The 24761-nt window shown below is 67.3% G+C and carries 21 protein-coding genes; 3 read left to right on the forward strand and 18 right to left on the reverse strand.

The window, feature by feature from the left end; translation table 11 throughout:
* Positions 1-11: 11 nt before the first annotated feature.
* The 17 genes from HWX87_RS19975 to HWX87_RS20055 all read right to left on the reverse strand — a co-directional run bounded on the left by HWX87_RS19975 (position 12) and on the right by HWX87_RS20055 (position 20204).
* The gene (locus HWX87_RS19975; protein WP_176048720.1) at positions 12-1502 is read right to left on the reverse strand and encodes an FAD-dependent oxidoreductase; all 1491 of its coding nucleotides are present in this window, start codon (positions 1500-1502) and stop codon (positions 12-14) included.
* 11 nt (positions 1503-1513) lie between these two features.
* Positions 1514-2755: a thiolase family protein gene (locus HWX87_RS19980; RefSeq protein ID WP_176048721.1), complete on the reverse strand. Its 1242-nt coding sequence runs from the start codon at positions 2753-2755 to the stop codon at positions 1514-1516.
* A gap of 25 nt (positions 2756-2780) precedes the next feature.
* On the reverse strand, positions 2781-4334 hold the full coding sequence (locus tag HWX87_RS19985; RefSeq protein WP_176048722.1) for an AMP-binding protein: 1554 nt from the start codon (positions 4332-4334) through the stop codon (positions 2781-2783).
* A gap of 42 nt (positions 4335-4376) precedes the next feature.
* Complete coding sequence (locus HWX87_RS19990; protein WP_176048723.1) at positions 4377-5507, reverse strand: DUF5938 domain-containing protein; 1131 nt, start codon at positions 5505-5507, stop codon at positions 4377-4379.
* Between the two features lie 174 nt (positions 5508-5681).
* Positions 5682-6353, reverse strand: a complete 672-nt coding sequence (locus HWX87_RS19995; RefSeq protein ID WP_176048724.1) for a c-type cytochrome — start codon at positions 6351-6353, stop codon at positions 5682-5684.
* Positions 6353-7831 carry an FAD-dependent oxidoreductase gene (locus HWX87_RS20000; RefSeq protein ID WP_176048725.1) on the reverse strand — a complete coding sequence of 493 codons (1479 nt, stop codon included), beginning with the start codon at positions 7829-7831 and terminating at the stop codon, positions 6353-6355. The genes HWX87_RS19995 and HWX87_RS20000 overlap by 1 nt, the downstream gene beginning before the upstream one ends.
* Positions 7832-7878: 47 nt before the next feature.
* The gene (locus HWX87_RS20005) at positions 7879-8847 is read right to left on the reverse strand and encodes a YCF48-related protein (protein ID WP_176048726.1); all 969 of its coding nucleotides are present in this window, start codon (positions 8845-8847) and stop codon (positions 7879-7881) included.
* Between the two features lie 31 nt (positions 8848-8878).
* The gene (locus tag HWX87_RS20010; RefSeq protein WP_176048727.1) at positions 8879-9169 is read right to left on the reverse strand and encodes a hypothetical protein; all 291 of its coding nucleotides are present in this window, start codon (positions 9167-9169) and stop codon (positions 8879-8881) included.
* 30 nt (positions 9170-9199) lie between these two features.
* Positions 9200-11560, reverse strand: a complete 2361-nt coding sequence (locus HWX87_RS20015) for an efflux RND transporter permease subunit (protein ID WP_176048728.1) — start codon at positions 11558-11560, stop codon at positions 9200-9202.
* A 62-nt stretch (positions 11561-11622) separates the two neighbouring features.
* Positions 11623-13467, reverse strand: a complete 1845-nt coding sequence (locus HWX87_RS20020; RefSeq protein WP_176048729.1) for a DUF1302 domain-containing protein — start codon at positions 13465-13467, stop codon at positions 11623-11625.
* A gap of 85 nt (positions 13468-13552) precedes the next feature.
* Positions 13553-14917 carry a DUF1329 domain-containing protein gene (locus tag HWX87_RS20025; protein ID WP_176048730.1) on the reverse strand — a complete coding sequence of 455 codons (1365 nt, stop codon included), beginning with the start codon at positions 14915-14917 and terminating at the stop codon, positions 13553-13555.
* Positions 14918-15132: 215 nt separating this feature from the next.
* Entirely contained in the window at positions 15133-15546 is a 414-nt protein-coding gene (locus tag HWX87_RS20030) for a RidA family protein (protein ID WP_176048731.1), read from the reverse strand.
* A gap of 17 nt (positions 15547-15563) precedes the next feature.
* Positions 15564-16397, reverse strand: coding sequence for a phytanoyl-CoA dioxygenase family protein (locus HWX87_RS20035; protein ID WP_176048732.1), 834 nt, complete (start codon positions 16395-16397; stop codon positions 15564-15566).
* Positions 16398-16642: 245 nt separating this feature from the next.
* Positions 16643-17266: a TetR/AcrR family transcriptional regulator gene (locus tag HWX87_RS20040; protein ID WP_176048733.1), complete on the reverse strand. Its 624-nt coding sequence runs from the start codon at positions 17264-17266 to the stop codon at positions 16643-16645.
* Positions 17267-17339: 73 nt separating this feature from the next.
* A complete protein-coding gene (locus HWX87_RS20045) occupies positions 17340-18014 on the reverse strand; it encodes a hypothetical protein (RefSeq protein WP_176048734.1) in 675 nt (224 codons plus the stop codon).
* Positions 18015-18049: 35 nt separating this feature from the next.
* A complete protein-coding gene (locus HWX87_RS20050; RefSeq protein ID WP_176048735.1) occupies positions 18050-18709 on the reverse strand; it encodes a c-type cytochrome in 660 nt (219 codons plus the stop codon).
* 10 nt (positions 18710-18719) lie between these two features.
* On the reverse strand, positions 18720-20204 hold the full coding sequence (locus tag HWX87_RS20055; protein WP_176048736.1) for an FAD-dependent oxidoreductase: 1485 nt from the start codon (positions 20202-20204) through the stop codon (positions 18720-18722).
* Positions 20205-20642: 438 nt separating this feature from the next.
* Between HWX87_RS20055 and HWX87_RS20060 the strand changes: the two genes are divergently transcribed.
* Complete coding sequence (locus HWX87_RS20060) at positions 20643-21380, forward strand: response regulator (protein ID WP_176048737.1); 738 nt, start codon at positions 20643-20645, stop codon at positions 21378-21380.
* Entirely contained in the window at positions 21377-22462 is a 1086-nt protein-coding gene (locus HWX87_RS20065) for an ATP-binding protein (RefSeq protein WP_176048738.1), read from the forward strand. The genes HWX87_RS20060 and HWX87_RS20065 overlap by 4 nt, the downstream gene beginning before the upstream one ends.
* A 67-nt stretch (positions 22463-22529) precedes the next feature.
* Here HWX87_RS20065 and HWX87_RS20070 read toward each other — a convergent pair whose 3' ends face one another.
* A complete protein-coding gene (locus tag HWX87_RS20070) occupies positions 22530-23225 on the reverse strand; it encodes a hypothetical protein (RefSeq protein WP_176048739.1) in 696 nt (231 codons plus the stop codon).
* Positions 23226-23400: 175 nt separating this feature from the next.
* Here HWX87_RS20070 and HWX87_RS20075 point away from each other — a divergent pair, with 175 nt between their 5' ends.
* Positions 23401-24678 carry an MFS transporter gene (locus tag HWX87_RS20075; protein ID WP_176048740.1) on the forward strand — a complete coding sequence of 426 codons (1278 nt, stop codon included), beginning with the start codon at positions 23401-23403 and terminating at the stop codon, positions 24676-24678.
* The last annotated feature ends 83 nt before the right edge of the window (positions 24679-24761 follow it).

Genomic DNA, 24761 nt, shown 5'->3' on the forward strand with positions numbered 1-24761 from the left:
CGCGTGCGCCGCTACATCGGCCGCACCTTGCGGTTCACGCGATCGTCGAGCAGGTTCGCGACGCCGAGCATCGCATTGACCGCACACCATCGCAACGGCTCCGGCGGCACCGACGGGGACTTGTGCGCCAGCGCGTCGAGCAGCGGCGATTGCCCGTCCCCGATCCGCTCGGCCAGCAGGCGCCCGACCAGCGACTGCGTGCCCACGCCATGCCCCGAGCAGCCGGCCGTGTAGAACACGTTCCCGTGCGCGCCGGCCGCGCCGATCACCGGCAACGCGTCGCCCGCAAACGAGATGTAGCCGCTCCAGCACGCGCGCACCGGCACGTTGCCGAGTTGCGGAAAACGCGCGTGCAGCGTCTTCAGAAGCGCGCGATACGCGTCGTCGTCGGGCACGTTCGGGGTCTGCGATCCGTACACGTAGTGCAGCCGCTTGGTCGTCAGCAGCAGCGTGTTGCGCGCGGTGAGGCGATGGCTCTCCATCGTCAGGTGCGGCGTCACGATGCCCTCGCGATTCGGCCAGTCCAGCGCTGCGAGCTGCGCATCGGACAGCGGCTCGGTTTCGAGCGCCGACACGCGCAACGGCATCACCTTGTCGCCAAGCAGGCCGAGCTGCGGCGTATACGCGTTGGTCGCGAGCACCAGCACGGGCGCGCTCGCGCTGCCGCGTGCGGTGCGAACGCGCACCGTCTCGTCTTCCTCGAATTCGAGCAGCGCGGTGTTCTCGTAGAGCTTCACGCCGGCCGCGAGCGCCGCGCGTCGCAACCCCGTCACGTACTTGCCGGGATCGAGCGTGCCGCCGCCCGGCACGTACGCGCCGAACAGGAAGGCCGGCGGAATCCCGCGCTCGCGCATCGCCGCGCCATCGAGAAACTGCGCGGGCGAGCCGAGTTCGATGCCGGTCGCCATGCTCTCGCGCAAGCGCTTCTCCTGCGACGGATGCACGCCCGCGCGAATGATGCCCGACGCACGGTAGTCGCAATCGATCGCGTATTCGGCGAGCTTGCGTTCGACATACGCGACGCCTTCGTCATAGAAGCCGACGATCCGCTTCGCCTGTTCGCGGCCGACCCGCTTGAGAAACAGGTCGTATTCGAGCCCCTGGCCGCCGGCGAGATAACCGGCGTTGCGGCCGCTCGCGCCGAAGCCCGCGAACTCGCGTTCGAGCACGACGACGCTCGCGCCGCGCGCGGCCAGCTCGAGCGCGGTGGACAGGCCGGCAAAGCCCGCACCGACGACGATCACGTCCGCGCGGACGTCGCCTTCGAGCGGCGGCTGCACCGGCTCGGGCCGCTCGATCCATCCGCCGACCGGGCGATACTTCTGCAACGCCGCATCGGCACGGATTTCCTCGCCCCAGCGGGCCAGCGGCCCGGCCGCGTCGGCGCCCGCCGCCTGCATCGACGCAGCCGCGCCGACCCCGCCCGTCGCCTGCCCTGCCTGCCCTGCCTGCCCCGCCTGCGCTACCTGCCCGAACGCCATCGCGCCGTGTGCGTTGCCCATGTCCGCCTCCGTCAGTCCCTGCTGAGAATGTGAATCGCCAGCGCAGCCTCTTCGACGCCCTGCAAGCCGCCGCCGTTCTCCTGGATCGCATGGCGTGCGCCGTCCACCTGCCGCGCGCCCGCTTCGCCGCGCAACTGCGTGACCAGCTCGTACAGTTGCCCGATGCCGGTCGCACCGAGCGGATGGCCCTTCGATTCGAGGCCGCCCGACGTGTTGATCGGAATGCGCCCGCCGAGCGTGAATTCGCCGCGCTCGGCGGCCGGGCCGCCTTCGCCGGGCGGCACGAAGCCGAGGTTCTCGGCCTGGATGATTTCGCCCATCGCCGACGCGTCGTGCACTTCGGCGACGTCCATGTCCTCCGGCCCCACGCCGGCCTGGTCGTACGCCTGCAGCGCGGCGAGCCGGCCGATGTGCTTGTGCGGCTCGTCGATGCGCCGCCGCGTAAAGCTGCGCAGCACGCTCGCGGCGATCCGGATGCAGCGGCCGCGATCCGCGCCGATGCGCTCCAGCCCTTCCTCGGTGCAAAGGATCGCGGCCGCCGCGCCGTCCGACAGCGGCGCGCACATCGGCAGCGTGATCGGGTACGTGATCGGCGCGGCCGCCAGCACCTCGTCGATCGTGAACGGCTGACGGAACTGCGAATACGGGTTGTGCACCGAATGCCCGTGATTCTTCGCCGACACGGCGGCGATCTGCCGCTGCGTCGTGCCGTACGTGTGCATGTGATGCCGGCACATCGCCGCGTAGATCTTCATGAAACGGCTGTACGGGCGATCGGATTCCGACCCGGGCGGCGGCTCGATCCCTTCGCCGAGCCGGGCGAGCGTCGCGAAATTCTCGTCGACACGCGACACGTCCCAGCCGGCCTCGAACAGCGCGAACGATTTCGCCTTGTCCGCGACGTTCATCTTTTCCGCGCCGAGTGCGAGCGCGACGTCGCACGCGCCCGACTGCAGCTCCCGCACGGCGAGGTGCACGGCCGTGCTGCCGGACGCGCACGCATTCTCGACGTTGAACACCGGGATGCCTTCAATGCCGATCTTGCTGAAGATGACCTGGCCGGGAATCGACAGCTGCCCCTGCAACGCGCCGTTGGTGATGCCCGAATAGAACGCCGCGCGGATCGCATCGGCATGGCAGCCGGCGTCCCGCAACGCGCGCTGCAGCGCCTCTCTCGCCAGGTCGTCGAGGCTGCGGTCGAGATGCCGGCCGAACACGGTCATCGCAATGCCGGCAATGTAGATGTTGCTCATCGTATGGAATCCGTATTAATCAGGCTCAGATCCTGCGTTGCTGGCCCTGCCAGTATTGTTCGCGCAGGTCCTTCTTCAGCACCTTGCCGGCCGTGCTGCGCGGCAGCGCGGCGACGAAGTCCACACTCTTCGGCGCCTTCACCGAGCCGAGTTTCTCCTTGCAGAGCGCAACCAGTTCTTCCGCGCTCACCTGCTGGCCGGCATTGAGCTCGACGACGGCCTTCACGGCCTCGCCCCATGTGTCGTCGGGCACGCCGATCACCGCGCAGTCCTGCACCGCCGGATGCGCCCAGATCACCTGCTCGACCTCGCTCGGATAGACGTTGAAGCCGCCGCTGATGATCATGTCCTTCTTGCGGTCGGTGATGTGCAGATAACCGTCGGCATCGAGATGGCCGATGTCGCCCGTGTGCAGCCAGCCGTCGACGATCGTTTCGGCCGTCTTGTCCGGCGCGTTGTAGTACCCCTTCATCACGAGGTCGCCGCGCACGCAGATTTCGCCGGTCTCGCCCTGCTTCAGCACGTCGCCGCGCTCGCCGACGATCTCGACGCGCACCAGCGGGTTCGGGCGGCCGACCGACGCCAGCCGCTCGTCCGAGGCGAACCGGCCATCGACGAAATGCTCGGCCGGCGTCAGGTACGAGATCGACGCGGGCGCCTCGGTCTGACCGTAGCCGCCCGTCATCACCGGACCGAACACGTCGATCGCGCGCTTGAGCTTCTCGACCGACATCGGCGCGGCGCCGTACAGGAAGTAGCGCAGCGACGAGAAATCGACCTTGTCGATGCCGGGGATGTCGAGCAGCCGGTAGATCACCGTCGGCGGCAGGAAGAACTCGGTGACGCGGTGCTTGACGATCGCGCCGAGCAGCAGCGCGGGGTCGGGTTTCGGCAGCACGACGACCGTGCCGCCGCGCGCGGTGCACGGCAGCGACATCATGCCGGCCGTGTGCGTCATCGGCGCCGCGGCGAGATTCACCGGGCGCGCGTCGCCATACGTCATCGCGATCATGAATTGCGCGAAGTACGTCTGCAGCGAGCGGTGTGTGTTCATCACGCCCTTCGGCGCGCCGGTCGTGCCGCCCGTCGCCGACAGCGCGACGACGTCGTCCATCGCGTAATCGACGACCGGCAGCGTCGCCGGCTGGCGCTCGCTCCAGGTGGCCAGCGACGGCGCCCACGGCAGGTCGGCATCGAGGCACACCCACAGCCGGATCTTCGGCAGGCGCGGCCGCAACGCGTCGATCGCGGCCGCGAACGCCTGGTGGAAGAACAGCACCTCGCAGTCGAACGCATCGAGCACGTACTGGTTCTCGGCCACCGCGTTGCGCCCGTTCACCGGGATATATGCGAGCCCGGCGCGCCACATGCCGAGCGCGCAGCTCCAGCCGATCACGTCGTTGTCCGCCCACACCGCCGCCTTCGCCTCCTTCGCGAAGCCGGCGGCGAGCAGCCCGTTGGCGATGCGGCACGACAGCTCGCCGATCTCCTGGAACGTGTAGCTGCGCTCGTCCTGGATATAGGCGATGCCGTCGGGATTGAGGCGCCACCCGCGGTCGTAGAAATCGATAATGGCCATGTCACAAGTTCCGTTGGGTCTGGTCCGGTGCGGCGGCGGCCGTCACAGTTGCGTGACCGTGGCGCGCGCGAGCCCGCGCTGTTCGAGGAAGCCGAGCAGGTAGCGATGGCCGAATGCCTTCGAGCCCGACGCGAAGCCCGTGCGCGCGACGTCGCCGTCGAGCAGCTTGAGCACGCCGGCCGCGTGGATCGCACCCGTCGAGATGTACGGCGTGATGCCGTGCACGGTCGCGCGCACCGATGCGAGCTGGCCGCGGCCGATCGCGAAGTCGACGCTGCGCTGGATCGTCGTGCGCTCGCGCGGCGGCATCGTCGGCGTGGTCGACGCGACCACCTGCTTCAGCACCGCGTCCTGCTGCTCGCGCGGCAGGTGCTTGTATTCGGCTTCCCACTTCTGCCCGAACTGGTGCACCAGCTTCATCACGTTGTTGTCGTAGAAGCCCACGCACGAGATGCAGCTGCGCACGCGCGGATCGCGCTCGAAGTAGACGGGCAGCGACGTGCCGCCCCACGGCAGGCAGAACACCGGCTGCATGAGTTCGGGCGTCGCGACGGTGAAGGATGCGTCCGGCGCGTGCGGCACGAGCGCCTTCTCCCACAGGTAGCAGGATTCGTGGCGCGCGCCGTCGAAGATCGTCGCGGTCGAACCGATGCTCACGCCGGCCGCGCCGCGCGGGCCGCGCGTCAGCGTGGCCGTTTCCAGCGCATCGATACCCGGCGTCTCGAGCGCGAGCTCGGCGGCGATCTCGGCGAACGTGTACATGTACGCGTTCGACGACGACACCAGCAGGCCGGCCTGACGGTACAGCTCGCCGAACTGGTCGCGCACGTCGCGGATATACGACTGTTCGCCCGTCGTATCGAGGTGGTGGCAGCCGGCCTTCAATGCGGCTTCCACGCCGACGAGCCCGAAGCTCGAGAACGGCCCCACCGTATTGCACACCACCTTCGCGCCGCTGAACGCATTCACGAGCGCATCGACGTCGTGCTCCGCCTCGATGATTTCGTATTCCGCGGATTCGAGGCGCACGACGCGCTGCGCCATCATTTCCTTCGTGCGGCCCGCGTTGCGCGCGACCGCCGTGAACGGGATGTTCTGGTCGATCAGCCAGTCCATGATCAACATGCCGGTGTAACCGCTTGCGCCATAAACGACGACGGGGTGCTTAGCCATGGTTGTCTCCTGATACGTGAGTTGTTGAAAACCGGTTCGGTCAAAAATCGGGTACTGCCGCTTCACATCCGGGGGTGCTCTTTTGTAGAACACATTACCAATCTTAGGTCACTATGACAAAGTAAACGGCAAAGAAAAAGGCAGGGTATTCCCGGCCCTGACGCCCTTCGCGCATCATCGGGCCGCCCCGTCCGGCGACAGGCCGGCCAGATAGTGCGCGACCGCACGCGTGTCGTCGCCCGACAACGTCGCGGCCAGCCCGTTCATCGCGCCGGTGGGATCGCGCCGCTCACCGGAGCGGAACGCCGCCAGCTGCGACTCCAGGTAAAGCTGCCCCTGGCCCGCGAGGCGCGGCGCCGGATCCTTGCCCGTCAGCGCCGCGCCGTGGCACGCGCGGCAGCTTCGCGCCTCCACCAGCGCCATCCCGTGCCCGTCGAGCGCGGCATCTGCCGCCACGGCCTCGTTGCGTGCCGGCGCCTGCCGCGCGAAATAGGTCGCCAGCGCGTCGATCTTCGCGTCGTCGAGTTCGCGTGCGAGCGGCGCCATGTAGGCGTTGCTACGCTGGCCGGTCGCGAACGCGCGCAGTTGTGCGGCGATATAGGTGGCCGGCTGGCCGGACAGCGACGGATACCATGCGTTCTGCGACTGGCCATGCACGCCGTGGCAGAAGAAGCACGTCTCCTGCGGCTGCGGCCATGCGCCGCCGTTGGCCGTGTCGGCGCCGCCGATCGCGGCCATCGCCCTCTGGTAACGCATGCCGTCGACGAGGTCGGGCCCGTACAGCACGCCGCCCGCCAGCACGCCCGCGACCGCCAGCGCGACGCCGATCTTCCAGATTCGTTTCATCAGGCCTCCCCGCCACGGCTAGCCAGCTTGCCGAGCGCCTGCAGCGCTGCGCGGTGCCCCGAGCGCACCGCGCCATCCATCGCACCGGGCCACAGGTCGGCCGTTTCGGTACCCGACCAGATCAGGCGGCCGGCCTCCGGACGCAGGTACTTGCCCCATTTCGTCCAGAAGCCCGGCGGCAGCGGATGAATGCACTGCAGCGTCCACGGATCGACGCGGCCCCAGTCGTAGTCGTGGAACTGCGTCGGATGCAGCGCCTTGTCGCCGAGCGCGCGCGCGAAGATGGCCGACAGCGTCCGTTCGGCGGCCTTCGGTTCAGCCGGCAGCGCACCCGGCGCGACGAACGCGGCGAGCACGCCGACCGAGCCGTCCGGCGGCGAGTTGTCGTACGCCATGAACACGGGGCCACCGACCTCGAAGATCTGCCCGTTGCAGCCTTCGTCGCGCCAGAACGGACGGTCGTACACGTGTACCGTCTTGCGCATCGGCGCATTCGCCGGCCAGTTGCGCTGCAGTTGCGCGCGGCCGTCCGGCAGCGGCGGATCGAACGCGATCTGCTGGCACAGCGCCGGATTGAGCGCGACGATCACGCGCCGCGCGCGGAGCATGCCGCGATCGGTCTGCACGTCGACCACGTCGCGATCCCAGCCCGAAATCCTGCGCACCGGGCAGGACAGTCGCACCTTCTCGCCGAGTTCGTTCGCCATCCGGATGCTCAACACCTGCGAGCCGCCGACGAAGCGCGTCTCCTGTGCGCCGCCCTTGATCGATTCGAGCTTCGCATAGTCGCAGTCGGCGCTGTTGATCATCGACAGGTAGTGCAGCAGCCCGAGCTGCGCCGGTGCACCGCCAAGCGACAGCTTCGCGGCGAGGCCGAGAAAGTAGCCGTCCTCGTAGGTCACGCCCTGCTTGAGCAGCCAGTCGCCGTAAGTCAGCTTGTCGAGCTCCGCCGCATGCTGCGCGGTCCAGGGTTCGCGAGACGGCACACCGCGTGCAAGTGCGCCGAGCTTCGCGCCGATCGCGTCGTCGCCGCCCGAGCCGCCATGGAAATCCTGCGCGACGCGCGCGTCGCCGGCCAGCACGACCGTCTTGCCTGCGTAATGAGTCGGGAACGTATCGACACCGAGTTCGCGCGCGAGATCGGCGATCGCCGTCTGGCCCGGGCCGATCCACTGGCCGCCGGCTTCGGACACCACGCCATGCCCGAGATCGTGGTTGTAGGTCCGTCCACCGACGCGATCGCGCGCCTCCAGCACGACGAACGACTCGCACCCTGCGCGCTTCAGATCGCGAGCGGCGGTGAGCCCCGCAAGCCCGGCGCCGATGACGACGACATCGAACACGCCACGATCGGGGGCGGCCGATGCCGCGCCTTCCGCGAACGACACCTCGCCGGCCGCGAGCGACGCGGCGCCCGCAGCCGCGGCGCGCAGTATCCGCCGCCGGGCCTGCATGTCCGGCTTGTACTTGTTCTTCATTTTGCGTACTCCATCCTTCCTTGCGTTCTTGCGGGTTCAACCACAACTCATGGCGCAGCCAGCACGCCGCCCTGCGAAAACAGCACCGGCTTGCCGCGTGCATCGATCAGCGCAGCGGTGAGCGTCGCGCGATCCGCGCGCTGTGCGACGTCGAACGGGCCGCCTGCCACGCGCTGCGCGAACGTCAGTCCGTCGAGGCCGACGCCGACCAGCCCGCCGCCCGTTGCGACGAGATCGGTGATCGAGCTGCGCGTGCCGGTGTGCTGCGCGGCCCACGTCGTGCCGCCGTCGCTGCTCTCGAACAGGCTGCCGAGCAACCCGCCGACCACGATCCGGCCGTCGGGCATCGCGACGCCCGACCACAACGTGCCTTTTCCGCCCGTCGGCAGATAAGTCCAGTTCGCGCCCCCATCGGCCGACTTGAGCACCATCCCCTGCTCGGACACGATGTAGAGCGCATGCTCGGCGTCAGCGAACACGTGATAGAGATTGCGGTCGGCCTTGCCGCCGCCCGGCGGCTTCGGCAGCGTCGTACGCGCCCACGTCTTGCCGCCGTCATGGGTCTGCAGCAGCAGCGACCACAGGCCGACCGCGATGCCGTCCCGTGCATTCGTGAACAGCACCGAGAACAGCGGCTGGTCGACCGACGTGTCGAGCCGCTGCGTGACCCATGTGTCGCCGCCATCGTCGGTCGCGAGAATCGCGCCCCACTGGCCGACGGCCCAGCCGTGCTTCGCATCCGCGAACGTCACGGCCGACAGCGTCGCCGACACCGGTACGCGCCGCGCCTGCCGCCAGTTCTTGCCGTCATCGTCGGACAGCAACACGATGCCGTGTTCGCCGACCGCCACGATCCGCGAACCGGCGCGGGTGGCGTCCATCAGCATCATGTGCGTCGGCGCGGGCCACGCGTGCGCGGGCTTCGCGGCCCAGGCCGCGACCGTTCCGCCCGGCGGTTGCGCGAAAGCCGTCGCGGCAAAGCAGAGCGCGGTACAGGCAACTAGCGTCTTGATCATGGATGAACCTCTGTAGTGGTATGCGCGGGCGTCAGTGGCTGAACAACGCCGGCCAGCCCGAATTCGCTACGCCGAGCGCAACGATCGGCGGCTTGTTCGCCACCTGCGCGGCCGCGGCGGCCGTCTGCCGCTCGGCGCTGCCGTCGTTCGGCGATGGAGCGACGCCCGGTTCGACCGGCGTGGCGTGACGCACGGCGACGCGCGTTGCGTCGGTCGTGAACGCATGCGCCGGCGCGGGCCGGTCGGCAACCGCTTCATGGAAACGTTCGAAGGCAGCCGCCGCAAGGCAAAGTACGCCGCAAACTGCGAGAGTCTTGACCATGAGTGAATCTCCGTCGGGATGTTGTCGGCTTCAGTGGCTGAACAGGCCCGGTGCGCGGGCGGGCTTGCGGCGCGGGAACCAGCGCTCGAGCAGCGACGCGAGTGCAGGCAGCGCGGTCATCGCCATCACGAGATTCACGACGAACATGAATGCGAGCAGCTTGCCCATGTCGGCCTGGAACTTCAGTGCCGAGAAGCTCCATGTCGCGACGCCGATCGCCAGCGTGATGGCCGTGAAGATCGTCGCGACACCCACTTCGAGCATCGCGTGCTGCACGGCCTTGACGATGTCCTGGCCGCCCGCCAGATGCACCTGCAGCCGGTTGTAGATGTAGAACGCGTAGTCGACGCCGATACCCACCGCCAGCACCATGACCGGCAACGTCGCGACCGTCAGCCCGATCTGCAGCTCCTTCATGAACCAGTAACCGATGAAGGTGGCGACCGACAGCGGCAGGCAGCAGGCCAGCATCGCGCGCCAGTCGCGGTACGCGAGAAACACGAGGATCAGGATCGCCGCGTACACGTAGAGCATCATCGGCAACTCGCTCTTCTCGACTTCGTCGTTCGTCGCGGCGAGCACGCCTGCATTGCCCGCGGCCAGCCGCACCGTGATGCCGGGGAGCGGATGCGATGCGCGGTACTGCTTCACGTCGTCGAGAATCCGGTTGATCGTCGTCGCCTTGTGATCGGTCAGGAACAGGTGCACGGCCGTCATCCCGCAATCGCGGCTCATGAAACCCTTCATGCGCGACACATCGACCGACACCGCGCCATAGTTCTCGCCGTCGATCGGCACGACGTTCATCTTCGGGAAGTCCTCGTTGTAGCCCTGGTTGTATGCCCGCAGCATCGCCGAGTACGACTGCACCGACACGACACCCGGTTCGGTGCGCATCGCGGCCGAGAAGTCGTCCTCGTACAGGCCGACCGCCGCGTTGTCGCAGGCCTTGCCATTCGACTCGATCGCAACCGTCAGCCAGTCGAGGCCCATGTCGTAGTTGCCGGCGATCGACGTCGCGTCGCGGTTGAAGCGCGCGTCCGCGCGCAGTTCCGGCGCGCCGGGCTGCAGCGTGCCGATCACGCGATCGCGGCTCTGCCAGGCGGCGAGCGCGAAGATCGCCACCGTCAGCGCGACCGTGAGGCTCGAATACTTCGGCTCGGCCACGCGGGCCAGCGCGCGCAGCGGCTTCGCGCGCTGCTGCGCGCGCTTGAGCGAGTTGTCCGCGTAGGACTTCGTGAAGTTGAAGCAGGACGCGGCGACCGGCAGCAGGATCAGGTTCGTGACGATCTTGTATGCAACGCCGAGCGATGCGGTGATCGCCAGCTCACGCACCATCGGAATCGGAATCAGCAGCAGCGTGATGAACGATACGAACGCGGTAATCAGCGCGAGCACACCGGGGATCAGCAGGCCGCTGAAGCTGTGGCGCGCCGCATCGAACGAACTCTGCCCGTGCGCGATCTCGCGGACGATGAAGTTCACCTGCTGCACACCGTGCGACACGCCGATCGCGAACACGAGGAACGGCACCAGCACCGCGAGCGGATCGAGCCCGAAACCGAGCAGCTTCAGCGTGCCGAACTGCCACACGAGCGACGTCAGCGAGCATGCGATCAGCAGCACCGTGAAGCGCACCGAATGGCAGTACCAGTACACCGCGAGTGCCGTGAGCAGCAGCGCGACCGCGCAGAAGCCGAGCACGGCCGTTGCGCCGTCGGCGATATCGCCGATCTGCTTCGCGAAGCCGATGATCTGGATGTCGTAGCCGGCATCCTCGAACGGCTTGCGGATCTTGCTTTCGAGCAAATGATTGAACGCGACGTAATCGAGCACCTTGCCCGCGCTGTCGCGCTCGTTCAGCTCGGCCGTGATCATCGCGCTGTCCTCGCCGTGCGACACGAGCGTGCCGACGTAGCCGCCGAGCGTCGTCGCGCGGCGCACGCGCGCCACGACGTCCGGCGTCAACTGGTCGGGCGTGACCGTGCCGGGAATGATCGGCTCAGCGCGAAAGCCTTCGTCGGTCACTTCGTTGACGAACGCGTTCGGCGTCCACAGCGAGCGCACGCCGATCCGGTCGACATTCGGCAGGTACGTGACGGCCTGCGTGACGTCGTACAGCCGCGTGAGCCCCTCCTTCGACCAGATCGACCCGTGCTTCGCCCGCACGACCACGGTGATCCGGTTCGCGCCGAGCAGGTCGTTCCGGTACTGCTGGAACGTGCGGATGTACTCGTGCCCGATCGGCATCTGCTTTTCGAAGCCGGCATCCATGCGCAGTTGCACGGCGAACACGGCCATCGCAACGGTGAACAACGCGATCGCCGCGAGCACGAGCGCGCGATGACCGAAGAAGAACCTTTCCAGGCGACCGACCAGACGATTGAGCACGACCTTACTCCCTCATGTATTGCGGCGACGCGCGACGCACGCCGCCAGCCATCCCGCCACCGTCAGAAATTCCGCGTGACGAACAACCCGACGAAATTCCGGTCCGCGTACGGCTGGCCCACCGTGTTGTGGCCGCCCCAGAACGCGGTGAAGTTGATGCCGGCCTGCCAGTTCGGCGGATTCTGGTTGAACAGCACGTAGACGTTCACCGACTTCGCGCCCTGCATGTAATTCGCGGTGAAGGTCGGCGTGTAGCCGTACAGGCCGTCCGAGAACGTCACGCCCGGCGTGACCTGCCAGCCGGGAATCAGCGAGCCGTCATAGGTCCAGTTGAAGTCGATCGTCGCGCCCACCGAGCTCGAGGTGCCCTGGCCCATCCCGATCGGATAGCCGGCCGCCGATCCGTTGTTCAGCCACGGCAGGTAGCCGGTCTGCGGCACCTGCGTCACGGTCTGCCCGTCGATCGTGCGCGTCACGCCGCTCGCGCTCAGCCCCGGGTAGTAGATCCATGTCAGCTCCCATGTCAGCGCGGCCGAATCGGCGCCGAGCAGCTTCAGGAACGGATATTCGCTGCGCGTCAGCGCCAGCAGCCCGTTGATGTCGTACTGGAATTTCTTCTTGTCGACCCACTGCTGGCAGTCGATACCCGCCACGCCGTTCGTGTTCAGGTCGAGCGGGCCGCCCGCGCCGTAGCAGCTCGACAGCGCAACGGCATCGCGCGGCCGGTACGACAGCTCGGTGCCGATCGCCCACGGGCCGACGCCGAAGTTCGCGCTCGCGCCGAACAGCTGGCGCCGGCCGAGATACGACCATTGCTCGGTCCCGTTCGCGAGCGACGCGAGCACCGGCGACTTGTCCGTGTAGTTCAGGTAGTAGAACGCGAAGTTCGCGTCGAACGAGCGCGGCGAATAGTTGAACTTCACACCGAACTGCGGCCGGTATTTCGCCGGGAGGTTCGTCGTGCTCGGCAGGCCGATGTCGTTGAACGGCGGCCCCGCATACGTGCCGTTCACGAGCCCGTTCTTGATCGCGTTCAGCGTGTCCTGGTTGCCGGCCGCCCCCGATCCGCCGATCGCGTTGGCGATCGTGCCCGCGCTCGGGCCGATCACGTTCAGGTTGTTCGTGTTGATCGTGAACGGCTCGGCGCCGCGGCCGAAGCCGTTCGTCACCGACCAGTACGAGCCGACCGGCGGGTAGCGGTTGCCGTTCCACTGGAACTGGTAATACGCCTCGGTGCTGAACCCGTGCGACAGGTCCGCCGCGAAGCTCGCCATCGGCGCCGGCAGCAGCGCCTGCTTGAGCTGCGAGCCGGGAATCAGCAGCTTCTGCACGTCGATCGAGTTGGTCGCGTTGATGCCGCTCTGCGCGAACATGCTCTCGCCCCAGTTGATCACCTGGTTGCCGAGCCGCACGTGCGCGTTGCGCCCGCCGATCGTGAAATCCTTCTGCGCCCACAGGTCGAGCAGCTGCGCGTTGTAGACGACCTGCGCGGCCGCCGTACTCGACAACGGCGTGCGGTTCGTGTTGCCGGCGAGGAAGTCGTACATGCCGGTGCCGCGCACCATGAACTTCAGCCCTTCGGCCGGCATCTTCAGCAGCAGCTCGCTGGTCGCGCTGACGTAGGTGCTGAACGGCTGGCCCTTGCGGTAGTTCAGGTCGCCGTTGTCCGCGTAACCCCACTGGTTGGTGTTCGCGGCCGCGCCGCAGCCGAACGCGTTCGGATCGCCGGTGAGCGAGCAGCTCGGATTCTTGGTCCGGATCCCCGCGCCGGCCGTCAGGTTCGTCACCCACGAGCCCTGTACGGCGCCGCCGCCCGCCGTGAAATCGTACGCATACGCGCTCGACGTCGCGGCACCCGCGATCGCAATCGAAACTGTCGCATTCCTGACTAATCTTGCCGGTTCCATGATCCGCCTCCGCCCCTGTCCGCCGCCGGCGCGCGATCGTTGCGCGCGCCGGTCCTTTTATCCGTCAGCCGTCAACCGATTGCCGTCACCGCTCGCTGACCGAGCGCAGCGATTCCGCCGTGTAGAAATCCTGCTTGAAGCGCGGATCGTCGGCCTGCTCGAGCCAGCGCACGTCCTTGCCCTGGCCGATCGACGACGCATCGAACACGTAGCGGCCGTTGATCATGTCGTACTGCGCGAGCGGTTCGTTGTCGCAGGTGCCGCCGAGCTCCCACACCGGAATCGGGTAGCTTTCGCGCACTTTCCACAACTTGCCCTGCGCGTCGTAGTCCTCGCCGACGAGCGCGAGCCAGCTGTCCTCGTCGAGATAGAACACCTTCTTCGACGCGACGTGCCGCGCGCTCGGCTTGAGCGTCGCTTCGACCACCCACACGCGATGCGTCTCGTAGCGCCGGTTCGCGGCAGCGAGGCCGTCGGGCGTCGCGACATCGTGCAGCTTGCTCTTGAACCGGTACAGGCCGAACGCGTTGTACGGCACGATCATTTCCTTCTTGCCGGCCAGCTTCCAGGTGAACCGGTCGAGCGAGCCGTTGATCATGTTGCCTTCGTCGATCAGGTACTGGTTCTCGAAGCCGATCAGCGGCGCGTCGTGCGTGTAGGCCGGCATGCGTCGCACGCGGCGCTGGCCCGGGAAGTAGTAGTACGTTTCCGACGCCTTGTTGAAATACTGTCGCTGCACGAACGCCTGGCCGGCCAGCGCGGCGGGGGAATTCATCTGGAAGTAGACCGCCGCGCTGAGCTGGTCGACGTCCTGCGGCGAGCTCTTGCCGAGCCTGGCGGACGGGAAGTAGAGCGTTTGCGGGCCGACCGCGTCGATCCATTCGCTGCTGCCCGGCCGCGGCGAAATGGCCGTGGCGACCTGCGCCCAGTCGACACCCGCGCCGCGATAGCGCATCTCGTAGTTCAGGATCGCTTCGATGCCGCTCTTCGGCTGCGGGAACGGCACACCCGGCAGCACGGCCGAGGCGAGGCTCTCGCCGGCCGAATCCAGCCTCGCGGCCGTCAGGTTCGCCCTGGAGTTCTGCTCGACGACGTCAGGCAACTGGCATTCGCGATGGGACGGGTACACGTCCATCCGGTAGCCCTTCTTCTGCTTGATCAGCGCGACCTGCCCGGGCGACAGCTTGTCCGCGTACTTGTCGACGTTCGCCGCATCGATCGAATAGAGCGGCTTCTCGTTGCGGTGCTTCCAGAAATCGCCGCGCTCCTTGCCCCACTCCCAACCCGCGTCGGGCGACTGCTTGCCCGCATAGACCGGCACCGCGCCGTTCTTGCTCGCCGCGCGGTCGGCGCCGGCCGGCGCCAGGTCGTCCGCCGCGACGGCGGTGCCGATCGCGACACATGCGGCGGCCGCGATCGCGGACGCGGCCCACAAACGATGCTTCTTCATCACGGTTCTCCTTCCTGTTCCGCCTTCGTTCGCCCGTCGTGGACGAAACGCATTCACTTCGATCGCCTTCGTCAGCCGACGATGGGCCGCTCGTTGAGCGTGACCGGCCGGGCTCCCGCCGGCCGCTCGCCGCTTGTCTTTCATTTCCGCATCTTTCGTCAGTACTGCGATTCATGTTGAACGCGGCGCCGACGACAAATCATCGATGCGTGCCGTCAGTCCTTGCCCGAACCCGCCACCGCCACCGCACGAACCTCGACGCACAGCCCCGGCAGCGCCAGTTGCGACACGCCGACTGCCGTCCACGACGGGTAACGGTCAGGGAAATACCTGTCCTTGACCGCTGCGAAGCCTTCGGTCTCGCGCTGCAGATCCGTGTGGAAGGTCGTCAGCTCGACGACATCGGCCAGGCTCGCCCCGGCTTCCTCGAGGATCATCTTCAGGCACTCGAACGCGATCTGAGCCTGCGCCTGCACGCCGTCGGCAGGCTGCATCTGCGCGTCGAGGCCGACCTGGCCCGACACCCAGATCGTGTCGCCGACGCGCGTCGCCGGCGAGAAGTGGTACGCGTCGTACCACGGCTGGAATGCGGCCGGCACGATCGATTGCCGCTTGGGGGTTGCTGTCATGATGAAAATCTCCCGGTTCAAACAAGTTGGCGGAAACACGACGCGCGAAACGGATCGCCGGCCTTCAGCGCGGCCAGTTCCTCGACGAACAGCACGCCGGCCGGCGTAAAGCCTGAACGGCTTTCGTCCGGCAGCGGGCTGAACACCGCGTCGTCGCCGAAGAAGCGCAGCACGAGCGTGTGGCGATCGGGGAAGTCGGCATCGACCGCGCCGCCGCCGTGCAGTACGCCCGGATGAAGCAGCAGCACGTCGCCAGGCTTCGTTTCCCACGACAGGATGTCGTACGCATCCGGCGCCGCGCGGCGCTCGACCTCGATGTTCGGCAGGCGCGGCCACACGTCGCCGCCATGCAGCGGGTCCGTCGGATCCTCGGCGTTCTGGAACGTCGTGCCGTCGTGGCGCACGCCGTGATGCGAGCCACGTACGATTTCCAGCGCATTGCGCTTCGGCACGCCCTCGAAGCTGATCCACGCATTGCCGAAATGCATCCCTTGCCACGGCAGGTACGACGTGTCCTGGTGCCACGGCGAGCGCGCGCTCTTGCCGCCGGCCTTCATGAACAGCTCCTCCGCGAAATACCAGACGTGCTTCGAGCCCCACAGGTCGGCGAACAGCTGCCCGAACGGCAACGTCCCGACGAGTTCGTCGAGCCGTGCCTTCGCATACGGGTTCGCGTTGTCGTTGTGCGACCGGTATTCGGTGCCGTCGAGCAGCGCCGATGCCATCGGGCCCGGGTTCTCCATCCCCCAGTCGAACGCCGCGCGGCAATGCGCGAGTTGTTCGTCATTGAGCGCCCCTTCGAGGAGCACTGCCCCATCCTCGAAGAAAGCCTTTCGCATCTTTGCGTCCATCGTCAATCTCCTGATTCGTTCAGCGACAACCGGCGGCCGATCTTCACTGCCGGCCCCTTCAGTAGAACATGATGACTATGTTAGGTCATCATGACAAAAATAATGAAAAGAAAAAGACGGGGTATTCCCTGTTTCGTCTGCATGATCGAACGCGCATCGCGGCGGTCTGCCGGTCTGTCATGACAACCCGCTTTCAGCGTTCGTACAATCGGGCGACGAAGCCGGGCCGCGGCTTCGCCGTTACGTCATCCGCGCATGCGGTCGAACACCGTGTGCGTGAGGAAGCCGACCAGCACCGCATCGGCCAGCGTGTCGTCGGTACTGCATGCGTCGGCCGCACGGCACGACTGCACGCCGTCGCACAGTGCAGTCAGGCCGAGCGCCAGCACGTGCGCGGGCAGCGGTAGCGACACGCCGGTGCGCGTTGCGAACGCGTCGATACACGCCGTCGCGAGCGCCTGCCGCTCGCGCAGGAACGCGCCGAACTGTGCGCGAAACTGCGGATCGCGCGCCATCTGCAGCTGCGCCTCCAGCCACATCAGCCGCGACGCGTGCCGCGCGGCAAGCCGCCGCCAGTACGCAAGCATCGCGCGCTGCGCGTCGTCTGCCGAACCGGTCGGCATGCCGATGATTCGCTGCAACGCCGTCGCGGCATCGTCGTGATCGCGCCGCAACAGCTCGAACAGCACCTCCGTCTTGCTGCGAAAGTTCGAATAGAATGCCCCGCGTGTATACCCGGCCGCTGCCGCAATTTCTTCCACGCTCGCGGCCGCATATCCTTTCTCCACGAAGATCGCGTGCGCGGCGCCGAGCAGGCGTTCGCGCGTCGCCTCGCGCCGCTGCGCACGGGTCAGGCGAACCCCGTCCATCCACGCGCTCCGCGATCGTCGCGGCCGGATCGGAAAACGGCGCGAGCCATCGCCAGTTCCTCAGCACAGCTACTCATTTCGGATACGACAAGACATTCGCGTTCGCATTGCTGCGTCCTGCCTCGCGCTCCAGTGCGCAATACGCGTAATAGAGCGCGGCGGTCAGGTACGACCACGTCAGCAGCGCCAGTACGTAGAAATTGAACACGATGTTGGTTTCCTCGCCCGGGATCTTGTAGAAGTCGTAAATGCACGCGATCGCCTGCGAAGCGACGAGCGCGATCGTCGTCGTCAGCGCATGGAACGCGTGGCCGGCACGCACGAGCCGCAACACGAAACCGGCGAGATAGATCGACATCAGCGTCCACATCGTCACGTAGAAGTACGGGAGCACGTGCCCCAACGCACCGGCCACGAGCGCGATCGTCCCGAGCGCCGCGAACACGAACAGCGTCACGTCCTGCCGCATCGATGGCCGGTAACCGTGCGTGACGGCCATCAGGCCGGCAACCGCGATCACCGGCATCCCGAACCCGCGCGAGAACGCGTCGAGAAAGTGCGAAATGAAGTACGACACCGGCGATTCGGTCGCGAAGAAGATCACGGCATTGGATGCGGAGATCGTCACGATCCACCACTCGAAGCCGAGCAGGAAGTTGCGCTTGCGGACGAACTTGAAGCCGTACACGCCGGTCGTCGCCGCAAGCGTCGCGCTGGAAAGACAAAGGACAAGTGATCTGTGATCCATGATTCGAACTCCGTAGGTCGATTGCTTTCGATGATTCACTGTTTGCCAGGGCTGACGCTCGCGAGGTAGGTCGCGATTGCCATGCGGTCGTCGGCCGACATCGCCTTCGTGACGCGCTGCATCGTGCCCGTCGCCTCGCTGCGCGTGCCGTTCGCAAACGCGTCGAGCTGCGCGAGCAGGTAGTCGTAGCCCTGCCCGGCCAGACGCGGAAACTGCGCCTGCCCCGTCAGCCGTGCACCGTGACACGCGGCGCACGCGGCGCCTTTCACCCGTTGCTCGCCCTTCGCCCGCAGTCGCGCATCCGCTTTGAAGTACCGGTTGTCCACCGGCACCTGCTTCGCGTAGTAGTCGGCCAGATGCGCGACCTCGGTTTCGCTCATGGTCATCGCGAGCGGCCCCATCGTCGGGTTCGCGCGTTGCCCGCTTGCAAACGCACGAAGCTGCACGGCCACGTATTGCGCCGGCTGGCCCGCGAGGCTCGGGTACGCCTGGTTGAGCGATGTGCCTTTCACGCCGTGGCAGCCCATGCACGTATCGGTCACGCGCGGCCACGGGCCGCCGTCTGCGTCATCGGCTTGCGCGGCCGTATCGATATGGCGCTGCAGGCGATAAAAGCCGAGCAGCGTCGGGCCATAGAGCGCGAGCAACGCGCCGGCCGCCACGAGCGCCGCAAGCAGCAGCATGCGTTTCTTCATCTTCGCTCTCCTAAGCATGACGCAGCGCATTGAGCGCGTGAAGCGCGCTTTGGTGACCCGAGCGCACGGCGCCGTCCATGTAGCCGGCCCAGATGTTCGCCGTCTCGGTACCCGACCAGATCAGGTTGCCGCACGGCGCGCGCAGCGCTTCGCCGTGCGCGCTCCAGAAACCGGGCGGGATCGCCGACACGCACGTGATCGTCCACGGATCGGCCAGCCCCCAGTCGCGATCGTGGTACGACACCGGCGCACGCGCCTCGTCGCCCCACGCCTGCGCATAGAGATCCATGTGCATCTGCTTCGCCGCCTGTGGGTCCGACGGCATCAGCGCATTCCGGACGAACGCGTTGATCACGCCGATCTCGCCGCCCGGCGGCGAATTGTCGTAAGCCCAGAAAACCGGCCCGTCGGTCTGGAAGATGTGTCCGTTCAATCCCTTGTCACGCCAGAACGGGCGCCGATAGACCAGCGCCGTCTTGCGCGCCGGCGAATGGGCCGGCCACGCGCGCTGCAGTGCGTGGCGCCTTTCCGGCAGCGGTGGGTCGAACTGCACCTGGTGGCACAACGCCGGGTGGAGCGCCATCACCACCTTCTTCGCGCGCACCATGCCGCGATCGGTTTCCAGCGTGACGACGTCGCGATCCCAGCCGACGATCCGGCGCACCGGCGACGACAGCCGCACCTTGTCGCCCAACTGCTGCGCCATCCGGATGCTGAGGACCTGCGAGCCGCCGACGAAGCGCGTTTCCTGCGCGCTGTGCCTGATCGAGTCGAGCTGTTCGTAATCGCAATCGGCGGAGTTGATCATCGACAGGAAATGCAGCAGCCCCATCTTTGCCGGTGCGGTGCCGCCCGACAGCGAAATCGACGCGTTCCAGCCCATCCGGTCTTCCGGCTTGATGCCTTGTGTCGCCAGCCAGTCGCCGACCGACAACCGATCGAGCTCACCCGCCTTCGGCGACGTCCACGGCGCCCCCGACGGCACGTCGCGCGACAGCTTGCTCAACTTTGCCGCGACGGTTTCGTCGGTGCCGAACGTACCCTGCAGGTCGATCTCGGCGCGCCCGTCGCCGCCGAGAATCACCGTCTTGCCCGTGTAATAGCTCGGGAACGTGCCGACCTCCAGTTCGCGGGCAAGATCGGCGACGGCCGTCTGGCCCGGGCCGATCCACTGGCCGCCGACTTCGGTTACATACCCGCCGCCCACGTCGTAGTTGAGCGTGCGGCCGCCCACGCGATCGCGCGCCTCGAGCACGACGAACGATTCGCAGCCCGCGTAGCGCAGGTCGCGCGCGGCCGTCAGGCCGGCCAGCCCGGCGCCGACGATCGCGACGTCGAGCACCGCACCGTCATGGCCGGCGGCCGGCGCCGCATCGGCCTTCGCCCGCGCGGCGCCGAGCGCCAACCCGCCCGCCGCGACCGATGCGCCCGCGACCTTGAGCCACTGCCTGCGCTGCAGGTCGGCCGTTCCGCTGATGGATGACTTCCTGGACATGATGTGTGGGTACCGCCTGCAAATGGCGCGAACGGCGGCCGCCCCGGCGGCACGCGGCCATCGCTCGCGCGGAATCTGACACTGGATGCGATCTCGGGCCGCCACACCCACCGGCAGTCCGCCCACTTGGAAAGTGCGCGAATCCGGTTCGCATGCCTGCCTGGTCACGTGCCGTATTGCCTTGTCCCGATAAGGATTTCCCGGCACCCTTAATTAGTACATATTGCAAAAGATAGGTCATGATACATAAAACAGGATCGAAAAAAAAAGACAGGGTATTCCCCTGTCGCACGGCGATCGCTTCCATTCCGAAAGGACGTGGAAAGACGTCTCCGGCGATCCGGCAACGGCACGGCCCCGCCCACCTTCGTTCGATTGATTTGGCCGTGCGGTAGTATGGCGACTCGATGGAACCCCGATGGATCTGAACGAGTGGCCATGCCCGAATTTTCTTCATCTCCCGGCGCCGGCCAGGGCGCGCAAGCGCTCGTCCTCATCGCCGAGGACGAATCCGAGATCGCCGAGATCCTGACCGCCTACTTCGCGCGCAACGGCCTGCGCACCGTGCACGCGGCCGACGGCCGCCGCGCGCTCGAGCTCCACCTGTCGCTGAAACCCGACCTCGTGCTGCTCGACGTGCAGATGCCGCACGTCGACGGCTGGAAGGTGCTCGCCGAAATCCGCCATCGCGGCGACACGCCGGTCATCATGCTGACCGCGCTCGACCAGGACATCGACAAGCTGACCGGGCTGCGCATCGGCGCCGACGACTACGTGGTCAAGCCGTTCAACCCGGCCGAAGTCGTCGCGCGCGCGCAGGCCGTGCTGCGCCGGTCGATGGCCGGCTCGCGCCAGGAAGAACAGCGCGTGCTGCGCGCCGCGCCGTTCGAGATCGATCTCGAGCACCACGAAGCGACGGTCGAAGCCGGCGGCACACGCCACACGCTCGTGCTGACGCTCACCGAATTCAAGCTGCTCGCGCAGCTCGCGCGCGCACCGCGCCGCGTATTCAGCCGCGCCGAGCTGATGGCCACCTGCCTGCCGGAAGGCGATGCGCTGGAGCGCACGGTGGACAGCCACGTCAGCAAGCTGCGCAAGAAACTGGACGACCTCGGCGTGCAAGGCGTGCCCGCCAGCGTGCGCGGCGTCGGCTACAAACTGTGGAGCGGCGATTGAAACTCGACGGCCTGAGCCGCCAGATCGCACTGACGATGGGCGCGATCGCCTTCGGCATCACGGTGCTGATCGTCGTGACGGCCTACGCGTTCTACTACCTGCTGTACCGGTACTCGCCCGAATACTTCAAGCCGCAGAGCTGGCTCCCGAGCGGGCCGGAGTGGGTGTGGATCATCTCGACCACGCTGGTCGGCCTGCTGATCTCGGTCGTCGTCGCGGTCAACCTGTCGCGCCGCATCCTCGTGCCGCTGAACTCGGTGACGGACAGCATCCGCCGCGTCGCGCGCGGCGATCTCGGCGCACGCGCCGTCGCCGGCGACCGTTCGCTGCACGAGGCGGCGCTGCTCGCCGACAACTTCAACGCACTCGCGAGCGAACTGCAGCGCGTGACCGACGAGCAGACGTTCTGGAACGCGGCGATCGCCCATGAACTGCGCACGCCCGTGACCGTGCTGCGCGGGCGGCTGCAGGGGCTCGCCGAAGGCGTGTTCACGCCGAGCGAAGCGTTGTACCGCAGCCTGCTTGCGCAGGTCGAAGGGTTGACGCGGCTGATCGAGGATCTGCGCGTGGTCAGTCTCGCCGACAGCGGCCACCTGAGCATCGAAATCCGCGAAACCGATCTCGCCGCCGATGTGCGCGCCGTGGTCGACGTGTTCGCGCACGCGCTGCAGGCCGCCGGCCAGCATCCGGAACTCGATCTCGACGCGCGACGCATGCGATGCGATCCGGTCCGCATCCGCCAGGCGTTGCTGGCGCTGCTGGAGAACGCGCGCCGCCATGCGGTGCCCGGCACGATCCGGATCCAGACGCGCGTCGAAAACGGGATGTGCCGCCTGCGCGTCGAGGACGACGGCCCCGGCATCCCGGCCGAGTTCGCGCAGCACGTGTTCCAGGCATTCCGGCGCGTCGACGATACGCAACCCGGCGGCACCGGCCTCGGACTCGCCGTCGTCGCGGCGATCGCGCATGCGCACCGCGGCGAAGCCCTTTGCGTGCCGACCGGCGCTGGCGGCACGCGGTTCGAGGTGCAGTGGCCCGACAACCTCGTGCCGGCGCCCGACAGCGAGCGCTTCCCGGCGTAGCGCGCGGCCTTTACGCCCGTTACGCCTCTACGCCTCTACGCCTCTACGCCGTTACGCCTCTACACCCTCACGCGCGCGGCTCGCGCCCGACCTGTTCGAGCGGCGGGCTGAACCCGAGCACCGTGTACTCCATCACGGGCACCGTGCCTTTCGTCCCTTCCCCGGCCGCGCCCTGCACGACCACCGCGCGCACGGCGCCGGCCCGGTCGAATTTCAGCTTCGTGCCGACCGTTGCATTACGCAGCGCCTCCAGCTCCTCGATCCGCGCGATCGCCAGCTTGCGCACCGCGCCGGACACGTACACCGGCAGGAACACCAGCGCGATGAAGATCGACACGGCATCCTTCGACACGCTGTCCAGCACCGGCTGGCCCGACATCACGAGCGACAGCGAGGTCGCGGCGACGAAGATCGCGAGCACCGTCGCGCCGACGCCGAGCGACGCGAGCCGCTCGGCCGCCTTCTTCATGCGCGCCTTCACGAGTGCGCGCGCGGTCGCGGACGTCACCAGCCATTCGCGCTGCGCGCCGTAGTAACCGGCGACGCCGAGGAACAGCGTCGCGGCGGCGCTGACGGCGATGCTCGTGTACAGCGCTTCGAACATCATGCAGACGAATTCGAGCACGAACACGAGCACGAGCGGGCACAGCAGCAGACGGAACGAATAGCCGTCGCGGCCGTGCCCGCGAATCCACCATTTCACCGGCGCAAGCTGCCAGAAGCGGCTCTCCGGGCGCAGCGATAGTTCTTCGTTGTCGGTCAATTCGTCACCCGTGGTGTTCCGTTGCTCCTGGCGCGGCTGAAACAGGAATGAATGCCGCAGGTTATCAATTGATCCAAAAGATTCATTAGACGCCGTCTCGGCCGGCGCGCGATGCTGGCCCCGCCAGTGAACGCGGCGCCATTGCAGCGCCGCGCACGAGAATGGAGTGAGACACATGCCTAACGACCATCGTCAACGGCGCCACACGCTGTGGCTGCTGTGCGCGCTTTCGTTCATCCTCTACGTCGACCGCGTCAACCTCGCGACCGCGGCCGGCGCGATCAAGACCGAGCTCGGCCTGTCGAATACCGAACTTGGCGTCGCATTCTCCGCGTTCGCGTATTCATACGCAATCTGCCAGATCGGCGGCGGCTGGATCGCCGACCGCTTCGGGGCCCGCATCACGCTGATCGGCTGCGGGCTGATCTGGGTCGTCTCCACCTTCACGACGGGGCTCGTGCACAGCCTCGGGCTGCTGTTCGCCGCGCGCCTGCTGCTCGGCATCGGCGAAGGCGCGACACTGCCGGCCCAGGCCCGCGCGATCACGCACTGGTTCCCGCGCGAGCGGCGCGGCGTCGTGCAGGGCTTCACGCATTCGTTCTCGCGGCTCGGCAACGCGGTCACGCCGCCGATCGTCGCCGCGCTGATGACGTGGCTGTCGTGGCGCGCCGCGTTCTTCGTGATCGGCGCGGTGACGCTGGTCTGGCTCGCGTGGTGGATCGTCGGCTTCCGCGAACATCCGCTCGGCGACGAATCAGGCAACGGCCGCCCGCGCGCCACGCACCCCGCCGCACCGTCCGGCCCGACGCCGTGGGGCCCGCTGTTCCGCCGGATGGCGCCCACCATCTTCGTCTACTTCTGCTACGGCTGGACCGCGTGGCTGTTCTTCACGTGGCTGCCGACGTTCTTCCTGAACGGCCAGGGCCTGAACCTGAAATCGACCGCGCTGTTCGCGTCCGGCGTGTTCTTCGCGGGCGTGGTCGGCGACACGCTCGGCGGCTGGCTCTGCGACCGCATCTACCGGAAGACCGGCAACCTCGCGCTGTCGCGCCAGAGCGTGATCGTCACGAGCTTCGTCGGCGCGCTGATCTGCCTGCTGCCGCTCGCGATCGTCCATTCGACGGCCGGCGTCGCGCTGTGCCTGTCGGGGTCGTTCCTGTGTCTCGAACTGACGATCGGTCCGATCTGGGCCGTGCCGAGCGACATCGCGCCGAGCCACGCCGGCATCGCGAGCGGGATGATGAACGCCGGTTCCGCGATCTCGGGGATCCTGTCGCCGATCCTGTTCGGCTATCTCGTCGATCGCACCGGCAGCTGGACGCTGCCGTTCATCGGCTCGGTCGCGATGCTGCTGATCGGCATCGTCGCCGCGTTGCGGATCCGCCCGGACCGCACGCTGTCGGAATCGATGCCGACGCTCGCCGATGCGCCCGCCGCGCCGTCGGCGCGCTGAAGCGGTTCGCGCCGGGTTCGCCTGACTCTTCCGGCTCGCCGGCGTCGCCCGCCATCACGCTTCACCGCGTTCCGCGATGGTGG

The organism is Burkholderia sp. BCC1644, from assembly GCF_902833225.1.
Taxonomy (GTDB): Bacteria; Pseudomonadota; Gammaproteobacteria; order Burkholderiales; family Burkholderiaceae; genus Burkholderia.